The following is a 16880-nucleotide window of genomic DNA, read 5'->3' as shown; positions in this document are numbered from 1 at the left end:
AGGCCCCGCCCCCCTCGGTGAGGTCGGCAATGAGGGGCGCGGCCGCCGCCTTCAGATAGGCCGCGCGGCGCTCGCAATTGCCGCCGGTGCAGTTGGCGGTGTCGAAGTCGCTTGCCGGGCGGTTGCCGGCGCCCTTGCCGGTCCCGTTCAGGTCCTGCCCCCAGAGCAGGAACTCGACCGCATGGTAGCCGGTCGCCACGTTGGCCTCGATCTCGCCGGCTTCCTGCAGCTCCCCGGCCAGCAACTCCGGGGTGATTTCGGTGGCGTCGATCTCGCGCCCGCCGACCGAGAGCTTCGGGTTGGCAATGACATTGGCCGTGTAGAACGGGTTCTCCGGATTGTCGGCGCCGTAGCCGGCATCGACATAGTCGATCAGGCCCTCGTCCAGCGGCCAGGCGTTCACCTTGCCTTCCCAGTCATCGACGATGGCATTGCCGAAGCGGTAGACCTCCGTCTGCTGATAGGGCCGGCGGGCGGCGATCCAGGCCTGGCGCGCGGCGCCCAGCGTCTCGTCATTCGGCTTGGCGACCAGCGCGTCGACGGCGGCGGACAGGTTGCGCGCGGCGTTGAGCGAATCGGCATAGGCCGCCTCGGCGATGTCGCCATAGGTCTTGACGACAGCGCCGCCCTCGACGGCCTTCGCATGGGTGGCGGGCATCAGCGCGATGCCGGCGAGCGTTGCCAGCAGAAGGGTCTTGTTCATCGGTGTCGGTCCTCGTTTGAAGTGTGTGAAAGGCTCAAGGGGCGGATCCCTAATGGCGCGTGGCCGATGCCTCGTGGGTGGCAAGCCGTTGTCCGTGCGGACAGGCAAGACAGGGGTGGTCGGGAAGGACCAGATCGAGCCGGCGCAACGTGTCGGCAAAATTCGCGGCCGCCTCCAGCGTGAAAGGCAGTCCGCCGGCGATCACCAGTTCCTCGGCAATGTTGGTCGCGGTCTCGCGGTCGCCGCGCTGCCAGGCGGCAACAAGCGCAACCGCCAGACACTCGTGGGCACCGCGATGCGGGCAGTCATAGGGCAGAACCGACAGGCCGCATTTGGCCCAGCCGTTCAGCGCCCGGGCAAAGGCGGATAGCCCGGACACGGCATGGCGCGCACGGGTCACCCCGAGCCGGCCCACATAAAGGGTCCAGGCCATTTCCCAGCATTCGATGCTGCCCGACTGATATCCGGCAAGCCAGCGCCGCAACCCCTCGACGACGAGGTGCTCGGCCTCCGCACCCCGCGCCGGATCATCGGTGCGGGCTTGGTCAGTTCCGGTCACGTCAACCTCCAATCGACAGGGGTCAAGGTCCCGTCATCAAAGGGAAGGCCAATGCGGCCATGGCCGAACTAACTATAATCGGAGTTTGATAGTCAAGTTATTATTCCAGCAAAATCAATATATTAGAAAAACTCTAAACTGGATTATTCAAGTCATGTTTCTGCATTTTCAGGACTTTGCGACACGCAGCCAACCCGGGAGGCATTCTGCCGCGACCGCCTGACGCGGCGCCCCGATAGGCCGCCGGTGCGGTCAACCTCGGCCCGCGCCGACGATCAGGGACCGTGCATGCGCGGCGGCGGAGGTGTTGGTTGCAAGCAGTGCCTGCCGGGTTCCCTCCAGCACGCCGGCAACCGGCGGGGGGGCCGCAAGCATCAGCTTGAGCAGATCGCCGGCCGGAACCGGCCGGGAGAAGAGAAAGCCCTGGATCGTGCGGCATCCGGCCCCTTGCAGGAAGACGAGCTGCTCGTCCGTCTCAACGCCCTCGGCAAGCACCGGGGTGCCGAGCGACTGGCCCAGCATCAGCACGGAATGAACGATGGCGCGCGCTTCGTCGGAAGTGGCGAGGTCGGAGGTGAAACCCCGATCCAGCTTGATCCTGTCGAACGGATAGAGCCTGAGGCTTGCCAGTGCCGAATATCCGGCGCCAAAATCGTCCAGCGCGATCGACACGCCCAGGCTCTGGATCTGACGAAGAACGGCAAGGCTCAGGTCGAGGTCCGCCATGAACGAGGATTCCGTCACCTCGACCTCAAGGCGGGCAGGCTCGAGGCCCGTCTCCTTGAGGATCTCGGAAATTCGCTCGGCGAGATTGCGCTGGCGCAGCTGGACTGCGGAAATGTTGACCGCGACCTTGATCGGTTGCGACCACGAGGCGGCCTGCCGGCAGGCCTGCATCAGCACCCAGTCGCCAATGGCGATGATCTGGCCATTCTCCTCGGCAATCGGGATGAAGACCGCCGGGGAAACCGCGCCATGTTCGGGATGTATCCAGCGCAGCAGCGCCTCGGCGCCCGAAAAAACGCCGGTTTCCAGGTCCATCTGCGGCTGGAAGAAGAGCGTGAATTCGTTTCGGTCCATGGCCCCGCGCAGGGAGAGCGCCAGCTCGCGCCCCCGACGCTCCGCCTGATCCATGACGCTGTCGCAGAACTGGGTGCGCTCGAGCCTGTCGAGCTTGGCACGGGCCAGCGCCATGCCCGCATTGGCCAGGAGATCGGAGACCGACAGCCCGTGTTCGGGATAGATCGCCACACCGATGCCGGCGGAGCATGACAGAACGGTTCCCGAGGCACGTACAGGCGAGCGGAACAGCCCGTCGAGCCTGTCGAGAAACAGCTGCAAGTCAGCCTTGCTCTCGAGCCGCTTGATCAGCGCAAATTCATCGCCGCCGATCCGCATTGCCGCCTCGCCGGGGAGCAACCCCTTGAGGATGCGCGTGCCCAGCGCCTGAAGGAAGGCATCGCCGGCCGTGTGGCCGCGCAGGTCGTTGATTGCCTGGAAGTCGTCGAGGTCCACAAGCACAAGGCAGAGCCGGGCATCGTTGGCATCGGCCCAGATGCAGCCTTCATCGAGTTCGCGGGCGAACAGGGACCGGTTGCCCAGATCGGTCAGCGGATCGTATTCCGCGATCCGCAGGAGATCCGCATCGGCAAGGGCCCGGGTGCGGTGGTCGATCAGGGCGGTCACGATGCCCATACCGATCACCATCGTGCCGACGCCGGCGACCGAGAGGGCGAGCGCCCAGAGCTGGTCGGTTCCAGGTGTCAGCACCGGACGCAGGGGTGTCACCTCGATTGCCGTCATGCCGGTGAAATGCAGGACGACGATGCCGACGACAAAGGCGGTCTTGGCACCGTGACGGCACCAGACGGTGGCAGGTCGCATCGAGCGGTTGATGGCAAGCATGCCGAAAAGCACGCTCCCGATCACCGACGCGACGACGAAACCGGGGTTCCAGTGGATCAGTCCATCGACATGGTATCCTGCCATGCCGAGATAATGCATGCCGGCGATGGCCAGGCCGATCACCGCGCCGCCGGCCTCCGGGGCGAGACGAAACCAGCCGCTGACCGCCAGGCCGAACCCGGCAGCGCTGCCGGCAATGGCCAGGAACAACGAGAGGATGGTCAGTGTCGGATCGAAATAGACTGCCGCCTGGGTCTGGTAGGCAAGCATCGCGACAAAATGGGTGCACCAGATCGAGGAGCCCGCGGCCATGCCGGTCAGGAACAGCCAGCCGGCGCGCGTCAGGCCAATCGTATCGCGTGCGCGCTGAAACAGCCGGAAGCTGATCCACGCGCCGAGCACGCAGATCGCGGCGGCAAGCACGACCAGCACCGGATTGTGGTCTGTTGCTATACAGGCGATGACGTCGAGCAAGACAGGTCAACCTCGGCAGTCATGCAACCATCCTTCGACGGATCGCACGAGTGTTAGCGATCGAACCGCGCAAAACGTGGAAGGACACTGGCTAAGCAACGCCTCTTGCGGGTTATCACATGATGCACGAAAGGATTTAACGTTTCGCTATCAGTTATTTCGCAATTGCGAATTTCTTCCAGATATCCGCCTCAAGATTCTCGCCAGGGCCGCTCGCTCATCCTCCGCCAGACCATCGAGCAGACGGTCCTCGGCCGTCCCGATCAGCGATCTGAGGTTGAGAAACCGGTCACGGCCGGCCGGTGAAAGCCGGTAGGCGACCCTGCGCCGGTCGCCGGCAACGGTGACCTGCTCGAGCATGCCCGACGCGGTCAACGGTTTCAGCGCGGTCGTCAGAACCGACGGCGCGCAGGACATCGCCGCGGCGACGTCGCCATGAGTGATCCCCTCATTGCGGTCGACCAGTTCCAGCACCATGAACTGCAGCGGCGTCAGGGCCTTGCCGGAGAAGACCTCGGCAAAGACCTGTTGGCCGCGCAGGAAGGCGTGGCGCAGGAGATGACCGACAAGATCGTTGAGGCATCCGTAGTCGAGATCATCGCGCAGCCCCTCGGTGTCTCCCCCCGCACCCGGTTCCGCTCGCTGCCGGTCACCCATCTCAGATTGCCGGGACGATCGGCGGGCGGGCGTTGAGCGCCTCGACATCGAACCCGGCAAGACGCTTGTAGAGCGAGGCGGTCTCCACCATTTCCTCGCGCGACAGCACATCATCAATGTTGGCAAAGCCGTGCGGCGCGCGTTCCTCGACCACGTCCAGCACCTTGTCCGGACCGTCGGCGCGATTGGCCAGCACGATGGCCGCCGTCGCCGGGCGCCGTTCCGCCTCATAGGCGGCGAGCGCGCCGGGAGCGGTTCCCCGCGCCAGGATCTCGCGGGTCAGCACGCGTGCGTCGAGGATCGCCTGGCTCGCGCCGTTGGAGCCGATCGGATACATCGGATGGGCGGCATCGCCCATCAGCGTCATCCGGCCGTGGGTCCAGCGCGGCAGCGGGTCGCGGTCGACCATCGGATACTCGAAGATGTGCTCGGCGCCGCGGATCACGGCGGGAATGTCGAGCCAGTCGAAATTCCAGGCATCGAAACGCGGCAGGAAATCAGCCGGATCCCCGGGCCGGTTCCAGTCCTCGCGCCGCCAGGCATGGTCTTCCGGCATCCTCAGGTCGGCAATCCAGTTGATCACCGCACCCGGGCTGCCGTCATCAAGCTCGATGTCCTCGATCGGGTAGCAAACGAACTTGCGCGGCTTGCAGCCGGTCATCGCCATGGAGCGGCCGGTGAGAAAGCGCGGGCCCCGCGTCACGCCGCGCCACATGACGATGCCGCCCCAAACGGGCAGGCCCTCGTCCGGATAAAGTGCGGCACGCGCCGACGAGTGGATGCCGTCGGCCGCAACGAACAGCGAACCGGCAACCGTGCCGGCGCCAAGGCCCGTCTCGCGGTCGACAAGGTCGATCTCGACGCCTTCGCCGCTCTCGCGCCAGGCCGCGACGGCACGCCCGCAGGTGACCGCATCCGCGCCGAGCCGCTCGCGCGCCGCCTCCAGCAACAGCATCTGCAGCTTGCCGCGATGGATCGAGAATTGCGGCCAGGCATACCCCGCGCCCAGGCCGCGCGGCTCCGACCAGACCGGTTGGCCGTGGCTGGAGAAATAGGCGACCTCCTGCGTCCTGAGACCGATCGCGTCGAGCCCGCCGAGCAGTCCCAAATCGTCGAGCTCGCGCACCGCGTGCGGCTGCAGGTTGATGCCGACACCGAGCGGGCGGATTTCCCGGACTGCCTCGAAGACGCGCACCGGCACGCCGATCCGGTGCAGGCTGAGGGCAAGGGTCAGGCCGGCGATGCCGGCACCGGCGACGAGTACGGTCATGGTCTTGTGTCCCCATTGTCCGGCCCGTTGCGGGCCGGCATGGCTCCGCCGTCGACCGGCGAGGGCGGAGCCGGACGGGCCGGATGCTGGAATGTCGTTCGGATCGTTGCCGGACCCGCGCCGGCGCCAAGGCCGGCGCGGTATCGATAAAGGCCTATTCGCCGGCGTATTTGGCAATCATCGCCTTGGCGTCCTCGACCATGGCCTTGCCGTCATAGCCCTTGGCCGAGACTTCCGCGATCCAGGCCTCGACGACCGGATCCGCCGCCGCCTTCCAGCGCTCGACTTCGGCCTGCGGCAGCTTGCGGATCGTGTTGCCGGCCGTTTCCGCCGCCTTGATGCCCGGCAGGTCGCCTTCGTCCATGACCCGGCCGACCCATTTCGACATCTCGCGACCGGAATTGGCGTCGATCACCTTTTTCAGGTCGTCCGGCAGGCTGTCGTATTTCGCCTGGTTCATCGCGAAAACGAAGGTCGCCGTGTAGAGGCCGCGCGTGCCCTCGAAATCGGTGTGGCTGCCGACGAGTTCGGCCACCTTCAGCGGCGTCGTCACCTCCCAGGGCACCACCGTGCCGTCGATGACGCCCTTCGACAGGGCCTCGGGCATCGCCGGCACCGGCATGCCGACCGGCGTCGCGCCGAGCGCACCGAGCAGCGCGTTGGTCTGGCGCGTCGGACCGCGCAGCTTCAGCCCGTTCATGTCCTCCAGACTGGCAACGCCCTCGCCCTTGACGTGCAGCAGGCCGGGTCCGTGCACATGCACGGCGATCGGCTTGACGTCCTTGAACTCGTCCTTGAGATATTTCTCGTAGAAGTCCCAGAAAGCCTGGCTGGTCGGCTCGGCCTTGGCCGCCATGAACGGCAGCTCGAAGGCTTCGGTTCCCGGGAAACGACCCGGCGTGTAACCCGGCAGCGTCCAGACGATGTCGACGACGCCGTCCTTGGCCTGGTCGTAGAGCGAAGGCGGCGTGCCGCCGAGCTGCATGGCCGGATAGACCTCGACCTTGATGCGCCCGCCGCTGTCGGCCATCACCTTTTCCGCCCAGGGCGTGATGAAGTTCTTCGGCACGGGCGCGGGGGCCGGCAGGAAGTGATGGACGCGCAGCGTCACCTCCTGGGCGAGCGCCGGCGCGATGCCGGCACAGGCCAGCGCCGTTGCGGCGGCGGCAAGCGTTTTCAGTCGAAGCATGTGATCCTCCCAAGATGTCCGAGGGGCGCCAGCGCGCCGCACGGTTGCAGCCTGCCGGTCATTCGCGAACCGGGTCAAGCCCCTCACTTCCCGTCTCTTTTGTCCCGCCCGACGCCCCGGCTCCTCCCGGCGGATCGCGCAAGTTCGTTTATTATGTAAACGATTATGCCGGCGAAAGCGCGAACGTCAACGGGCAGTCTCGAACCGCCCGCCCCTCAGAACCGCGAGACCATCCGGTAACCCGGGGGATGCAGCATGCGGACGTAGGTGATCGCCTGGTCGAGCAGCCAGGTGGTGCGCTCGAAGACGAAGAGCGGCGTGCCGCGCTCCAGGGCGAGCAGCGCGGCCTCCTCGGCATTTGCGGCCGCCGCGCTGAGACCGATCTCCATTTCCGAAAAGGGTGCGTTCTTCACCAGCCACTCGTTCGGGCTCAGTGTCGCGAAGCTTTCCTGCGCGATATCCGGAACCGCGGCGAGATGGATCCAGCGGTCCTCGAACTGCCAGGGCCGGTTGTCGGCGAAATGCAGGCAGCGCACATGCAGCATGTCCGCATCCGCCGGAAGGTCGAGCCGGGCGCGCACCGGCTCGGGCGCCTCCATGCGCTTGCGGCTGAGGATCGAGAAGCGGTACTGGGCGCCGCGCGCCTCCACCTCGACGCGCACCACCGGGATCTCCAGCCGCGCCTCGCGCAAGGGATGCTCGGCGATGCGCGTGCCGGCCCGGCGCTTGCGTTCGATGATGCCGATTTCGGCCAGTTCCCGAAGCGCCCGGTTGACCGTGACGCGAGCGCAGCCGAACTCGCGCGCCAGATCCTCCTCACCGGGGATCAGCTCTCCCGGTTGCCACACCCGGGCATGAATGCGCTTGAGGATCTCGGCCTTGATGGTGCGAAAAGAGATCGGCACGCGAGCCCCGGCAACCGCCTCCGCCGCACCATCGTCCGTCGTGGTCGGCGCCCGCGTCAAAGGCTTCGCCTCAGGCTCTTCATGGCGCGGCGATAACCCGCCTCGATCTCCTCGCGGGCGATGTGACGGCCGCCTTTCACCAGATGACGGCCGGCCGACCAGACATCGGCGACCAGCCGGTCGTCGCCGGCGAAGATCCAGGCATCGAGCAGCGTGTCGCCGGAAAGCCCTTCCAGATGCAGCGCGCCGGCATCGAGCGCGACGAGATCGGCGACGGCGCCGGGGCGGATGGCGCCGCTGTCGCGGCCGAGCGCCCTTGCCCCGCCCGCAAGCGCCTCGTCATAGAGCCGCCGCCCGCAGGAGCGGTCGGGCGTGGCCAGCACGGCGCGGTGCCGGTCGCGCAGGCGCTGCGAATATTCGAGCGTCCTGAGCTCTTCTGAAAGCGCGATGCGGATGTTGGAATCCGAGCCGATGCCAAGCGTCCCGCCTTCGGCGAGGTAGTTCGCCCCGTCGAAAATGCCGTCGCCGAGGCTCGATTCGGTGATCGGGCAGAGGCCCGCCACCGCGCCGCTTGTCGCGATCGCCCGGCGCTCGCCGTCCGTCAGGTGGGTGCAGTGGATGAGGCACCAGCGGGCATCGACCGCGTGGTTGTCGAACAGCCACTCGACCGGGCGCCGGCCATAGGCGGCCAGCACTTCCTCGATCTCGCCGGTCTGCTCGGCGATATGCATGTGCAAGGGCGCGTCCGGGCGCAAGGCCGCCACATGGGCAAGATCCTCCGCCGGCACGGCGCGCAGGGAATGCGGGGCGATCCCGAGCCGGGCGTCGGAGGCAAGGCCGGCAACCGCATCCTCCGCCCCCTCGACAATCCGGGCGAAGCCGTCGAGATCGGACCCGAAGCGCTTCTGTCCGCCGGCAAGCGGCCGCCGGTCGAGCCCGCCGGTGGTGTAATAGACCGGCAGCAGCGTCAGACCGATGCCGGAACGCCGCGCCGCGCCGGCAATCCTGCGCGACAGTTCGGCCGGGTCTGCATAGGGCGTGCCGTCCGCCTGGTTGTGCACGTAGTGGAACTCGGCGGAAGCGGAATAGCCCGCCTCCAGCATCTCCATCTGCACGAAGGCGGCAACGTCCTCGATCGTCTCGGGCGTGAAGGCCCCGAGGAAGCGGTACATGATCTCGCGCCAGGTCCAGAACGTGTCGTGCGCACCCGTCACTTCGGCATTGGGGCCGCGCCGCTCGCTCAGACCCGCCATCGCCCGCTGGAAGGCGTGGCTGTGCAGGTTCGCGGCGGCGGGCAACAGGATCGAAACATGCCGGTCGGCCGCCGCCGTCTCCCGGTCAACCCCTTGGGAAACCGTGCCGATCCGCCCGTCCACGTCGACCTCGACGCTGACCTTTTCCGCCCACTTTCCGGCCACCAGGGCCGTCTCCGCCCAAATCCTCATCCGTCCGCCTCATTTTTGAGATTGACAATTATGTACATACATATCGTAATTAAACAAACACATATTCCGACATTTTTCGGACCATCGCATCATTGTCAGCCTTGGGAGGGGCCATGCCCGGAGCAACCATCGGCAACGACCGAGCCAGCCTGTCCGGATCCGCATCCGGAGTGCAGGCGCCGTTCGTGCTCGTCGACATCCGGCTCGCCACCATGCGCGCCGGCGGGGCCGACTACGGCCTTGTCGAGGACGCGGCGCTTGCCGTTGGCGCCGACGGTCGCATCGCCCATGCAGGTCCCGCCGCCGCGCTTCCCGCAGCCTGTGCCGACTGGCCGAAGCGGTCGCTCGGCGGCCGGCTCGTCACGCCCGGCCTGATCGACTGCCACACCCATATCGTTCATGGCGGCAACCGCGCCAACGAGTTCGAACTGCGTCTCAAGGGCGCAAGCTACGAGGAAGTGGCTCGCGCCGGCGGCGGCATCGTCTCCACCGTCACCGCGACCCGCGCGGCCAGCGAGGACGATCTCGTCGCCTCGGCCCTGCCCCGGCTCGATGCGCTGATCCGCGAGGGCGTCACCACCATCGAGATCAAGTCCGGCTACGGACTCACCGCCGCCGACGAGATCCGGATGCTGCGTGCTGCCCGCCGACTGGGACGCGAGCGCAACATCCGCGTCGTCACCTCCTGGCTTGCCGCCCACGCGGTGCCGGCCGAATACAAGGGCCGTCCGCAGGCCTATCTCGACGACGTGGCCCTGCCCGGCCTCGAGGAGGCCCATGCCGCCGGCCTCGTCGACGCGGTCGACGGCTTTTGCGAGGGCATCGCCTTCTCGCCGCAGGAGATGGCGCAGGTCTTCGAGAAGGCCAAGGCGCTCGGCCTGCCGGTCAAGCTGCATGCCGAACAGCTCTCCGATCTCGGCGGCGCGAAACTTGCCGCCAGCCATGGCGCGCTGTCCGCCGACCACCTGGAATATCTGGGCCAGGACGGCGTCGACGCGATGGCCGCGTCCGGCACCGTCGCCGTGCTGCTGCCCGGCGCCTTCTATACCTTGCGCGAGACGCAGGCCCCGCCGGTCGCGGCCCTGCGCGCCGCCGGCGTTCCGATCGCGCTTGCCACCGACTGCAATCCCGGCTCCTCGCCAATGACCTCGCTCTTGCTCACCCTGAACATGGGCGCGACCCTGTTCCGCCTGACACCGGAGGAATGCCTTGCCGGCGTCACCCGCGAGGCGGCGCGCGCGCTCGGGCTTGCCGCCGATCTCGGCACGCTGGAAGAGGGCAAGATCGCCGACCTTGCCGTGTGGGACGTCGCTGCCCCGGCCGAACTCACCTACCGCATCGGCTTCAACCCGCTTTTCGAGCGCATCTCACACCAAAGCATACCGGGAACCGCATGATGAGTGCCCTCACCCTCACGCCGGGCAACGTGACGCTCGCCGACCTCGAACGCGTCTACCGCGAGGAGCTGGCCGTCAGCGTCGACCGCGCCGCAAGGCCCGCCATCGACATGGCCGCCGCCCGGGTGGCGGACGCCGCGCGCGGCGAGGAAGCCGTCTACGGCGTCAACACCGGTTTCGGAAAACTGGCCAGCGTCAAGATCGCCCCCGGTGACACGGCGACGCTGCAGCGCAATCTCATCCTCTCCCATTGCTGCGGCGTCGGCGAGGCGCTCGATACCGCAACAACCCGCCTGATGATGGCGCTGAAGCTCCTGTCTCTCGGGCGCGGCGCGTCGGGCGTGCGGTTCGAGGTCATGGAACTCATCGAGGCCTGCCTTGCGCGCGGTGTCACGCCGGTCGTCCCGGCGCAGGGCTCGGTCGGCGCGTCGGGCGACCTTGCCCCGCTCGCCCACATGACCGCCGTCCTGATCGGCGAAGGCGAGGCGGAGTTCGGGGGCACCCGCATGCCGGGCGCGGCAGCATTGGAGCAGGCCGGGCTCGCGCCCGTCGTGCTCGGCCCCAAGGAAGGCCTCGGCCTCATCAACGGCACGCAGTTCTCCACCGCCTGCGCCCTTGTCGGGCTGTTCACAGCCTGGCGGCTGGCGGAAGCGACGCTGGTCACCGCGAGCCTTTCGACCGATGCGATCATGGGCTCCACTGCTCCCCTGCTGGCGGAAATCCACGCGCTGCGCGGCCATCGCGGCCAGATCGAGGTGGCGAGCGCCATGCGGGGGCTGATGGACGGGTCGCAGATCCGCGAGAGCCACCGCACCGGCGACAGCCGCGTGCAGGATCCCTATTGCATCCGCTGCCAGCCGCAGGTGGCGGGCGCCTGCGTCGACCTGCTGCGCATGGCCGGGCGGACGCTGGAGATCGAGGCGAATGCGGCGACCGACAATCCGCTGGTGCTGATCGACGAGGGCCGCATCGTCTCGGGCGGCAATTTCCACGCCGAGCCGGTGGCGTTTGCCGCCGACCAAATCGCGCTCGCCATCGCCGAACTCGGCGCCATCGCCCAGCGCCGGGTGGCCCTGATGGTCGATCCGACGCTGTCCTTCGACCTGCCGCCGTTTCTCGCCCGCGACCCCGGGCTCAATTCCGGCATGATGATCGCCGAGGTGACGACAGCGGCATTGATGAGCGAGAACAAGCATCTCGCCCATCCCTGCTCGACCGATTCCACGCCCACCAGCGCCAACCAGGAAGACCACGTCTCCATGGCCGCCCATGGCGCCCGGCGGCTCGTCCGCATGAACGCCAATCTCGCTGTCATTCTCGGCGTCGAACTGCTCTGCGCGGCCGAGGGCATCGAGCACCGCGCCCCGCTTGCAACGAGCGCGCCGCTCGCGGCCGTCATCGCCCGGTTGCGCGAGCATGTCGCCGAGTTGAAGGTCGACCGCTACATGGCGCCCGACCTGGAACTTGCGGCCCGTCTTGTCACCAGCCGCGAGCTGGTCGCCGCCGCCAGCGCCGAGACCCTGATCACGCTGGGAGAGGCCGCATGACCCCAGCCATGCCTCCCGTCGAGATCCGGCAGGGCACCAGCCCCGTCATCCTCGGCCTGCCGCATACCGGCACCCATGTGCCCGACGAGGTCGCCGCGCGGCTCAATGCGCGCGGGCTCGAGCTTGCCGACACGGACTGGCACATCCACACGCTCTATGACGGCCTGCTCGACGATGCGACCAGCGTGCGCGCCACCTTTCACCGCTATTGTGTCGACGCCAACCGGGACCCTGCCGGCGCCAGCCTCTATCCGGGGCAGAACACGACCGGGCTGGTGCCGGAGACCGACTTCGACGGCGACCCGATCTGGAAGGACGGCGAAGCGCCGACGGCCGAAGACATCGCCGCCCGGCGCGAGGCCTTCCACGCGCCCTATCACGCGGCGCTCGCCGCCGAGATCGCGCGGGTGAAGGCGATCCACGGGGTGGCGATCCTCTACGATTGCCACTCGATCCGCTCGCATATCTCGTTCCTGTTTGCCGGCAAACTACCTGATTTCAACATCGGCACCAATGGCGGGGAGACCTGCCATGCGCTGATCCAGCAGGCTGCCGTCGATGTCTGCGGCGGGGCCAAGGGTTATTCCAGCGTGCTCAACGGCCGGTTCAAGGGCGGCTGGACGACGCGCCACTACGGCCGGCCGGCCGACAATGTCCACGCCATCCAGATGGAGCTCGCCCAGTCGACCCATCTGGCCAGCGAAACCGCGCCCTTTGCCTATGACGCGGCGAAGGCCGCCCCCTTGCGCGCCCATCTGAAGACCCTTCTCACCCGTCTGGAGCGCCTGGCGCTCGACGGCAAGCTCTGATCCGGAGGAAACCCATGACCAATCCCCGTCACAATGCCCGCACCGTGCGGGCCGCCACCGGCACCGGGATCACCGCCAAGTCGTGGCTGACCGAAGCCCCCTTGCGGATGCTGATGAACAATCTCGATCCGGACGTCGCCGAGAAGCCGCACGAGCTCGTCGTCTATGGCGGCATCGGCCGGGCGGCGCGCACCTGGGACGATTTCGACCGCATCGTCGCCACCCTGCGCGACCTGGAAGAGACCGAAACCCTGGTCGTCCAGTCGGGCAAGCCGGTCGGCGTCTTCCGCACCCACAAGGACGCGCCGCGCGTGCTGATCGCCAATTCCAACCTCGTCCCGCACTGGGCCAACTGGGACCACTTCAACACGCTCGATAAGGCCGGGCTGATGATGTACGGCCAGATGACCGCCGGCTCGTGGATCTATATCGGCAGCCAGGGCATCGTGCAGGGCACCTATGAGACCTTCGTCGAGGCCGGCCGCCAGCATTACGGCGGCTCGCTCAAGGGCAAGTGGATCCTCACCGGCGGCCTTGGCGGCATGGGCGGCGCCCAGCCGCTCGCCGCTGTCATGGCCGGCGCCTGCTGCCTTGCCGTCGAGTGCAATCCGGACTCCATCGATTTCCGCCTTCGCACCCGTTATGTCGACGAGAAGGCGGAAACCCTCGACGAAGCGCTGGAGATGATCGAGCGCTGGACGAAGGCGGGCGAGGCCAAGTCCGTCGGCCTGCTCGGCAATGCCGCCGACATCTTCCCCGAACTGGTTCGGCGCGGGGTGAAGCCCGATATCGTCACCGACCAGACCTCGGCGCATGACCCGATCAACGGCTACCTGCCGAAGGGGTGGACCATGGCCGAGTGGGAGGCAAAGCGCGAGAGCGACCCCAAGGCCGTGGAGAAGGCGGCGCGCGCCTCGATGCGCGAGCATGTGGCGGCGATGGTCGACTTCTGGAACATGGGCGTTCCGACGCTCGATTATGGCAACAACATCCGCCAGGTGGCGCTGGAGGAGGGTCTTGAGAACGCCTTCGCCTTCCCCGGCTTCGTGCCCGCCTATATCCGTCCGCTCTTCTGCCGTGGCGTCGGCCCGTTCCGCTGGGCGGCGCTGTCCGGCGATCCGGAGGATATCTACAAGACCGATGCCAAGGTCCGCGAACTGCTGCCCGACAACACCCACCTGCATCGCTGGCTCGACATGGCGCGCGAGCGCATCGCCTTCCAGGGTCTGCCGGCGCGCATCTGCTGGGTGGGTCTCGGCGACCGCCACCGGCTCGGCCTTGCCTTCAACGAGATGGTCAGGAACGGCGAGTTGAAGGCTCCCGTCGTCATCGGCCGCGATCATCTGGATTCCGGCTCCGTCGCCTCGCCCAACCGCGAGACGGAAGCGATGAAGGACGGTTCGGACGCGGTGTCCGACTGGCCGCTGCTCAACGCGCTGCTCAATTGCGCCTCCGGCGCCACCTGGGTCAGCCTGCATCATGGCGGCGGCGTCGGCATGGGCTTTTCCCAGCATTCGGGCATGGTGATCTGCTGCGATGGCAGCGAGGACGCCGACCGCCGCATCGAGCGGGTGCTGTGGAACGATCCGGCGACAGGGGTGATGCGTCACGCCGATGCCGGCTACGAGATCGCGCTCGACTGCGCGAAGGAACACGGCCTGCGGTTGCCCGCCATCCTTGGAAACTGAGGACGGGCGGCCAGAGGCCGTTGCGGGGCGTGTCGCCCCATGGAAGACGTGAACGAAGACCAACCAGAGGATCGTGCACCATGAAAAGACGTGATTTCCTGAAGACCGCCGGTGTCGGCGCCGTTGCCACCGCCGCCGCTTCCACCCTTGCTGCCCCGGCCATCGCCCAGGACGTCAGGCGCTGGAAGATGGTCACCGCCTGGCCGAAGAACCTTCCCGGTCCGGGCGTCGCCGCCCAGATGCTGGCAGACCGCATCACCGCCCTGTCGGGCGGGCGCATCGAGGTGCAGCTCTTTGCCGCCGGCGAACTGGTGCCGGGCAACGGCGTGTTCGATGCCGTTGCCGAAGGCACGGCCGAGCTCTACCACGCGGTTCCCGCCTACTGGGGCTCCAAGTCCAAGGGCATCCTCTTGTTCGGGTCGCAGCCCTTCGGCCTGCGCGCCGACGAGCAGTTCGGCTGGCTCGCCCATGGCGGCGGACAGGAGCTCTATGACGAGATGTATGGCCGCTTCGGCCTGAAGCCGTTCCTGTGCGGCAACTCGGGTCCGCAGTGGGCCGGCTGGTTCCGCAACGACATCAACTCGGTCGACGACCTGAAGGGCCTGCGCTTCCGCACCACCGGGCTTGCCTCGGAAATGTGCGCCAAGCTCGGCATGGCCGTGCAGGCGATGGGCGGGCGCGACATGTTCCAGGCGCTGCAGTCGGGCGCGCTCGACGCGGGCGAGTTCATCGGTCCCTGGTCGGATTCGGCCCTCGGCTTCTACCAGGTTGCCAAGAACTACTACTGGCCCGGCGTCGGCGAGCCCTCCTCGGCCGAGGAATGCTCGGTCAACAAGGCCGCCTATGATGCCCTGCCGGAAGACCTGCAGCAGGCCGTCAGCGTTGCCTGCTCGAGCCTCTACAACCCGGTCTGGACCGAATACACGACCAAGCACGCGCTGGCGCTGGAAAAGCTGGTCGCCGAGCAGGGCGTTCAGGTCAAGAAGCTGCCGGACGACGTGATCGTCGCCATGGGCAACGCCGCCGGCGAGGTCATCGGCGAGTTGCGCGAGAATGACGACGAGCTGGTGCGCCGCATCACCGAGAGCTTCCTTGCCTACCGCGCCTCGGTCTCGGCCTACATGACCTATGCCGACAACGGGCAGATGAACGCCCGCGCCATGGACTACAAGTACTAACAAGGTCATTGTTCACGAGGACCGCGGACCGGAAACGGCCCGCGGTCGCCCTGCCCCCGTTCACGCCCCGATAAGAGGACCGCCCGTGCTCGACCGCCTCGCCGACAGGCTCGACCTCGTCAATCGCGCCGTCGGCGCCACGGTGCGCTGGCTGGCGCTCTTCATGGTGCTGCTGCAATTCGCCGTCGTCGTGCTGCGCTATGTCTACGGCATCAGCTTCATCTTCCTGAACGAGGGGGTGCTCTACATGCATTCCGCCCTGTTCATGCTCGGCGCCGGCTACACGCTGCTCGTCGACGGGCATGTGCGGGTCGACATCTTCTACGCCAAGGCCGCAAGGCGCGGACGCGCCGCCATCGATGCCGGGGGTGCCCTGATCTTCCTGCTGCCGTCGATGGCGATCCTCGCCTGGTGGTCGTGGCCGTCGGTCAGGAATTCCTGGTCGGTCATGGAAGGCGCCATCTCGGTCGGCGGCATTCCGGCGTCCTTCCTGCTGAAATCGCTGATCCCGGCCTTCTGCCTGTTGCTTGCCATCCAGGGCCTCGCCTGCCTGCTGCGCGATCTCGCACGCTTCGCCGCGCCCTCCCCCAATGACGGGACGCCCGCCTGATGCTGCCGCTCGACCTCCTGATGTTCGCCGCCCTGATCGCGGCGATCCTGATCGGCTACCCGGTCTCCTTCACGCTGGCCGGCATCGCCACGCTCTTTGCCATCCTCGGCTGGTTCACCGGCCAGTTCGACATGAGCCTGCTCGGCGCGCTCGCCCAGCGCGTCTTCGGGCTGATGACCAACGACGTGCTGATCGCCATTCCGCTCTTCGTCTTCATGGGCGTGGTGCTCGAGAAAAGCCGTATCGCGGAGGACCTGCTGGAGACCGCCGGGCGCCTCTTCGGCACGCTGCGCGGCGGGCTCGGCATTTCCGTCGTGCTGGTCGGCGCCTTGCTTGCCGCCTCGACCGGCATTGTCGGCGCGACGGTCGTCGCGATGGGCATGATCGCCCTGCTCGTACTGCGCCTGCTGGTAGGCGTTCGACATGACATCGGAAAGAATGATCAGGAGCGTCGAGGGCGGAATGATCTGGCCGAGCGTGCCCGAGGTGCAGACGGTGCCGGAGGCGGGCTTCGGGTCGTAGCGGGTTCTCAGCATGGTCGGGA

At 67.2% G+C, this 16880-nt stretch carries 14 protein-coding genes and 2 pseudogenes; 7 read left to right on the top strand and 9 right to left on the bottom strand.

The features are described 5' to 3' along the window. From ACN0T5_RS18755 to ACN0T5_RS18720, 8 genes are all read right to left on the bottom strand, one after another. The coding region (locus ACN0T5_RS18755; protein ID WP_417770140.1) for an imelysin family protein at window positions 1-703 on the bottom strand (703 nt) is incomplete at its 3' end. Window positions 704-752: 49 nt separating this feature from the next. Continuing rightward, complete coding sequence (locus ACN0T5_RS18750; RefSeq protein ID WP_417770139.1) at window positions 753-1262, bottom strand: hypothetical protein; 510 nt, start codon at window positions 1260-1262, stop codon at window positions 753-755. Window positions 1263-1514: 252 nt separating this feature from the next. Next, the gene (locus ACN0T5_RS18745) at window positions 1515-3641 is read right to left on the bottom strand and encodes a putative bifunctional diguanylate cyclase/phosphodiesterase (RefSeq protein WP_417770138.1); all 2127 of its coding nucleotides are present in this window, start codon (window positions 3639-3641) and stop codon (window positions 1515-1517) included. Between the two features lie 150 nt (window positions 3642-3791). After that, on the bottom strand, window positions 3792-4298 hold the full coding sequence (locus tag ACN0T5_RS18740) for a MarR family winged helix-turn-helix transcriptional regulator (protein ID WP_417770137.1): 507 nt from the start codon (window positions 4296-4298) through the stop codon (window positions 3792-3794). Window position 4299: 1 nt separating this feature from the next. After that, window positions 4300-5568 carry a flavin-dependent oxidoreductase gene (locus tag ACN0T5_RS18735; RefSeq protein ID WP_417770136.1) on the bottom strand — a complete coding sequence of 423 codons (1269 nt, stop codon included), beginning with the start codon at window positions 5566-5568 and terminating at the stop codon, window positions 4300-4302. A 154-nt stretch (window positions 5569-5722) separates the two neighbouring features. Then, window positions 5723-6757 carry a TRAP transporter substrate-binding protein gene (locus ACN0T5_RS18730; RefSeq protein ID WP_417770135.1) on the bottom strand — a complete coding sequence of 345 codons (1035 nt, stop codon included), beginning with the start codon at window positions 6755-6757 and terminating at the stop codon, window positions 5723-5725. Between the two features lie 215 nt (window positions 6758-6972). Further along, a complete protein-coding gene (locus ACN0T5_RS18725) occupies window positions 6973-7722 on the bottom strand; it encodes a UTRA domain-containing protein (protein WP_417770134.1) in 750 nt (249 codons plus the stop codon). Next, window positions 7719-9107: a formimidoylglutamate deiminase gene (locus tag ACN0T5_RS18720; RefSeq protein ID WP_417770133.1), complete on the bottom strand. Its 1389-nt coding sequence runs from the start codon at window positions 9105-9107 to the stop codon at window positions 7719-7721. The genes ACN0T5_RS18725 and ACN0T5_RS18720 overlap by 4 nt, the downstream gene beginning before the upstream one ends. Window positions 9108-9319: 212 nt before the next feature. Between ACN0T5_RS18720 and hutI the strand changes: the two genes are divergently transcribed. The 7 genes and pseudogenes from hutI to ACN0T5_RS18685 all read left to right on the top strand — a co-directional run. Then, window positions 9320-10504, top strand: coding sequence for an imidazolonepropionase (gene hutI / locus ACN0T5_RS18715; RefSeq protein ID WP_417770141.1), 1185 nt, complete (start codon window positions 9320-9322; stop codon window positions 10502-10504). Then, complete coding sequence (gene hutH, locus ACN0T5_RS18710) at window positions 10504-12051, top strand: histidine ammonia-lyase (protein WP_417770132.1); 1548 nt, start codon at window positions 10504-10506, stop codon at window positions 12049-12051. Before hutI ends, hutH begins: the two co-directional genes overlap by 1 nt. Next, the gene (gene hutG / locus ACN0T5_RS18705; protein ID WP_417770131.1) at window positions 12048-12860 is read left to right on the top strand and encodes an N-formylglutamate deformylase; all 813 of its coding nucleotides are present in this window, start codon (window positions 12048-12050) and stop codon (window positions 12858-12860) included. Before hutH ends, hutG begins: the two co-directional genes overlap by 4 nt. Before the next feature lie 14 nt (window positions 12861-12874). After that, window positions 12875-14548 carry a urocanate hydratase gene (gene hutU, locus ACN0T5_RS18700; protein ID WP_417770130.1) on the top strand — a complete coding sequence of 558 codons (1674 nt, stop codon included), beginning with the start codon at window positions 12875-12877 and terminating at the stop codon, window positions 14546-14548. Window positions 14549-14628: 80 nt separating this feature from the next. Further along, entirely contained in the window at window positions 14629-15726 is a 1098-nt protein-coding gene (locus ACN0T5_RS18695; protein WP_417770129.1) for a TRAP transporter substrate-binding protein, read from the top strand. Between the two features lie 85 nt (window positions 15727-15811). Beyond that, on the top strand, window positions 15812-16336 hold the full coding sequence (locus tag ACN0T5_RS18690; RefSeq protein ID WP_417770128.1) for a TRAP transporter small permease subunit: 525 nt from the start codon (window positions 15812-15814) through the stop codon (window positions 16334-16336). Next, window positions 16336-16728, top strand: a pseudogene (locus tag ACN0T5_RS18685) (TRAP transporter large permease subunit); the annotation flags it as partial. The gene ACN0T5_RS18690 and the pseudogene ACN0T5_RS18685, both read left to right, overlap by 1 nt. Before the next feature lie 84 nt (window positions 16729-16812). Here the strand turns inward: ACN0T5_RS18685 and ACN0T5_RS18680 are convergent. Next, window positions 16813-16872 (bottom strand): annotated as a pseudogene (locus ACN0T5_RS18680) (hypothetical protein); the annotation flags it as partial. Window positions 16873-16880 lie beyond the last annotated feature (8 nt).

Source organism: Stappia sp., from assembly GCF_048261845.1.
Lineage (GTDB): Bacteria > Pseudomonadota > Alphaproteobacteria > Rhizobiales > Stappiaceae > Stappia.
The sequence above is the reverse complement of the archived record's forward strand: the minus strand, read 5'-3'. Positions and strand labels throughout refer to the sequence as shown.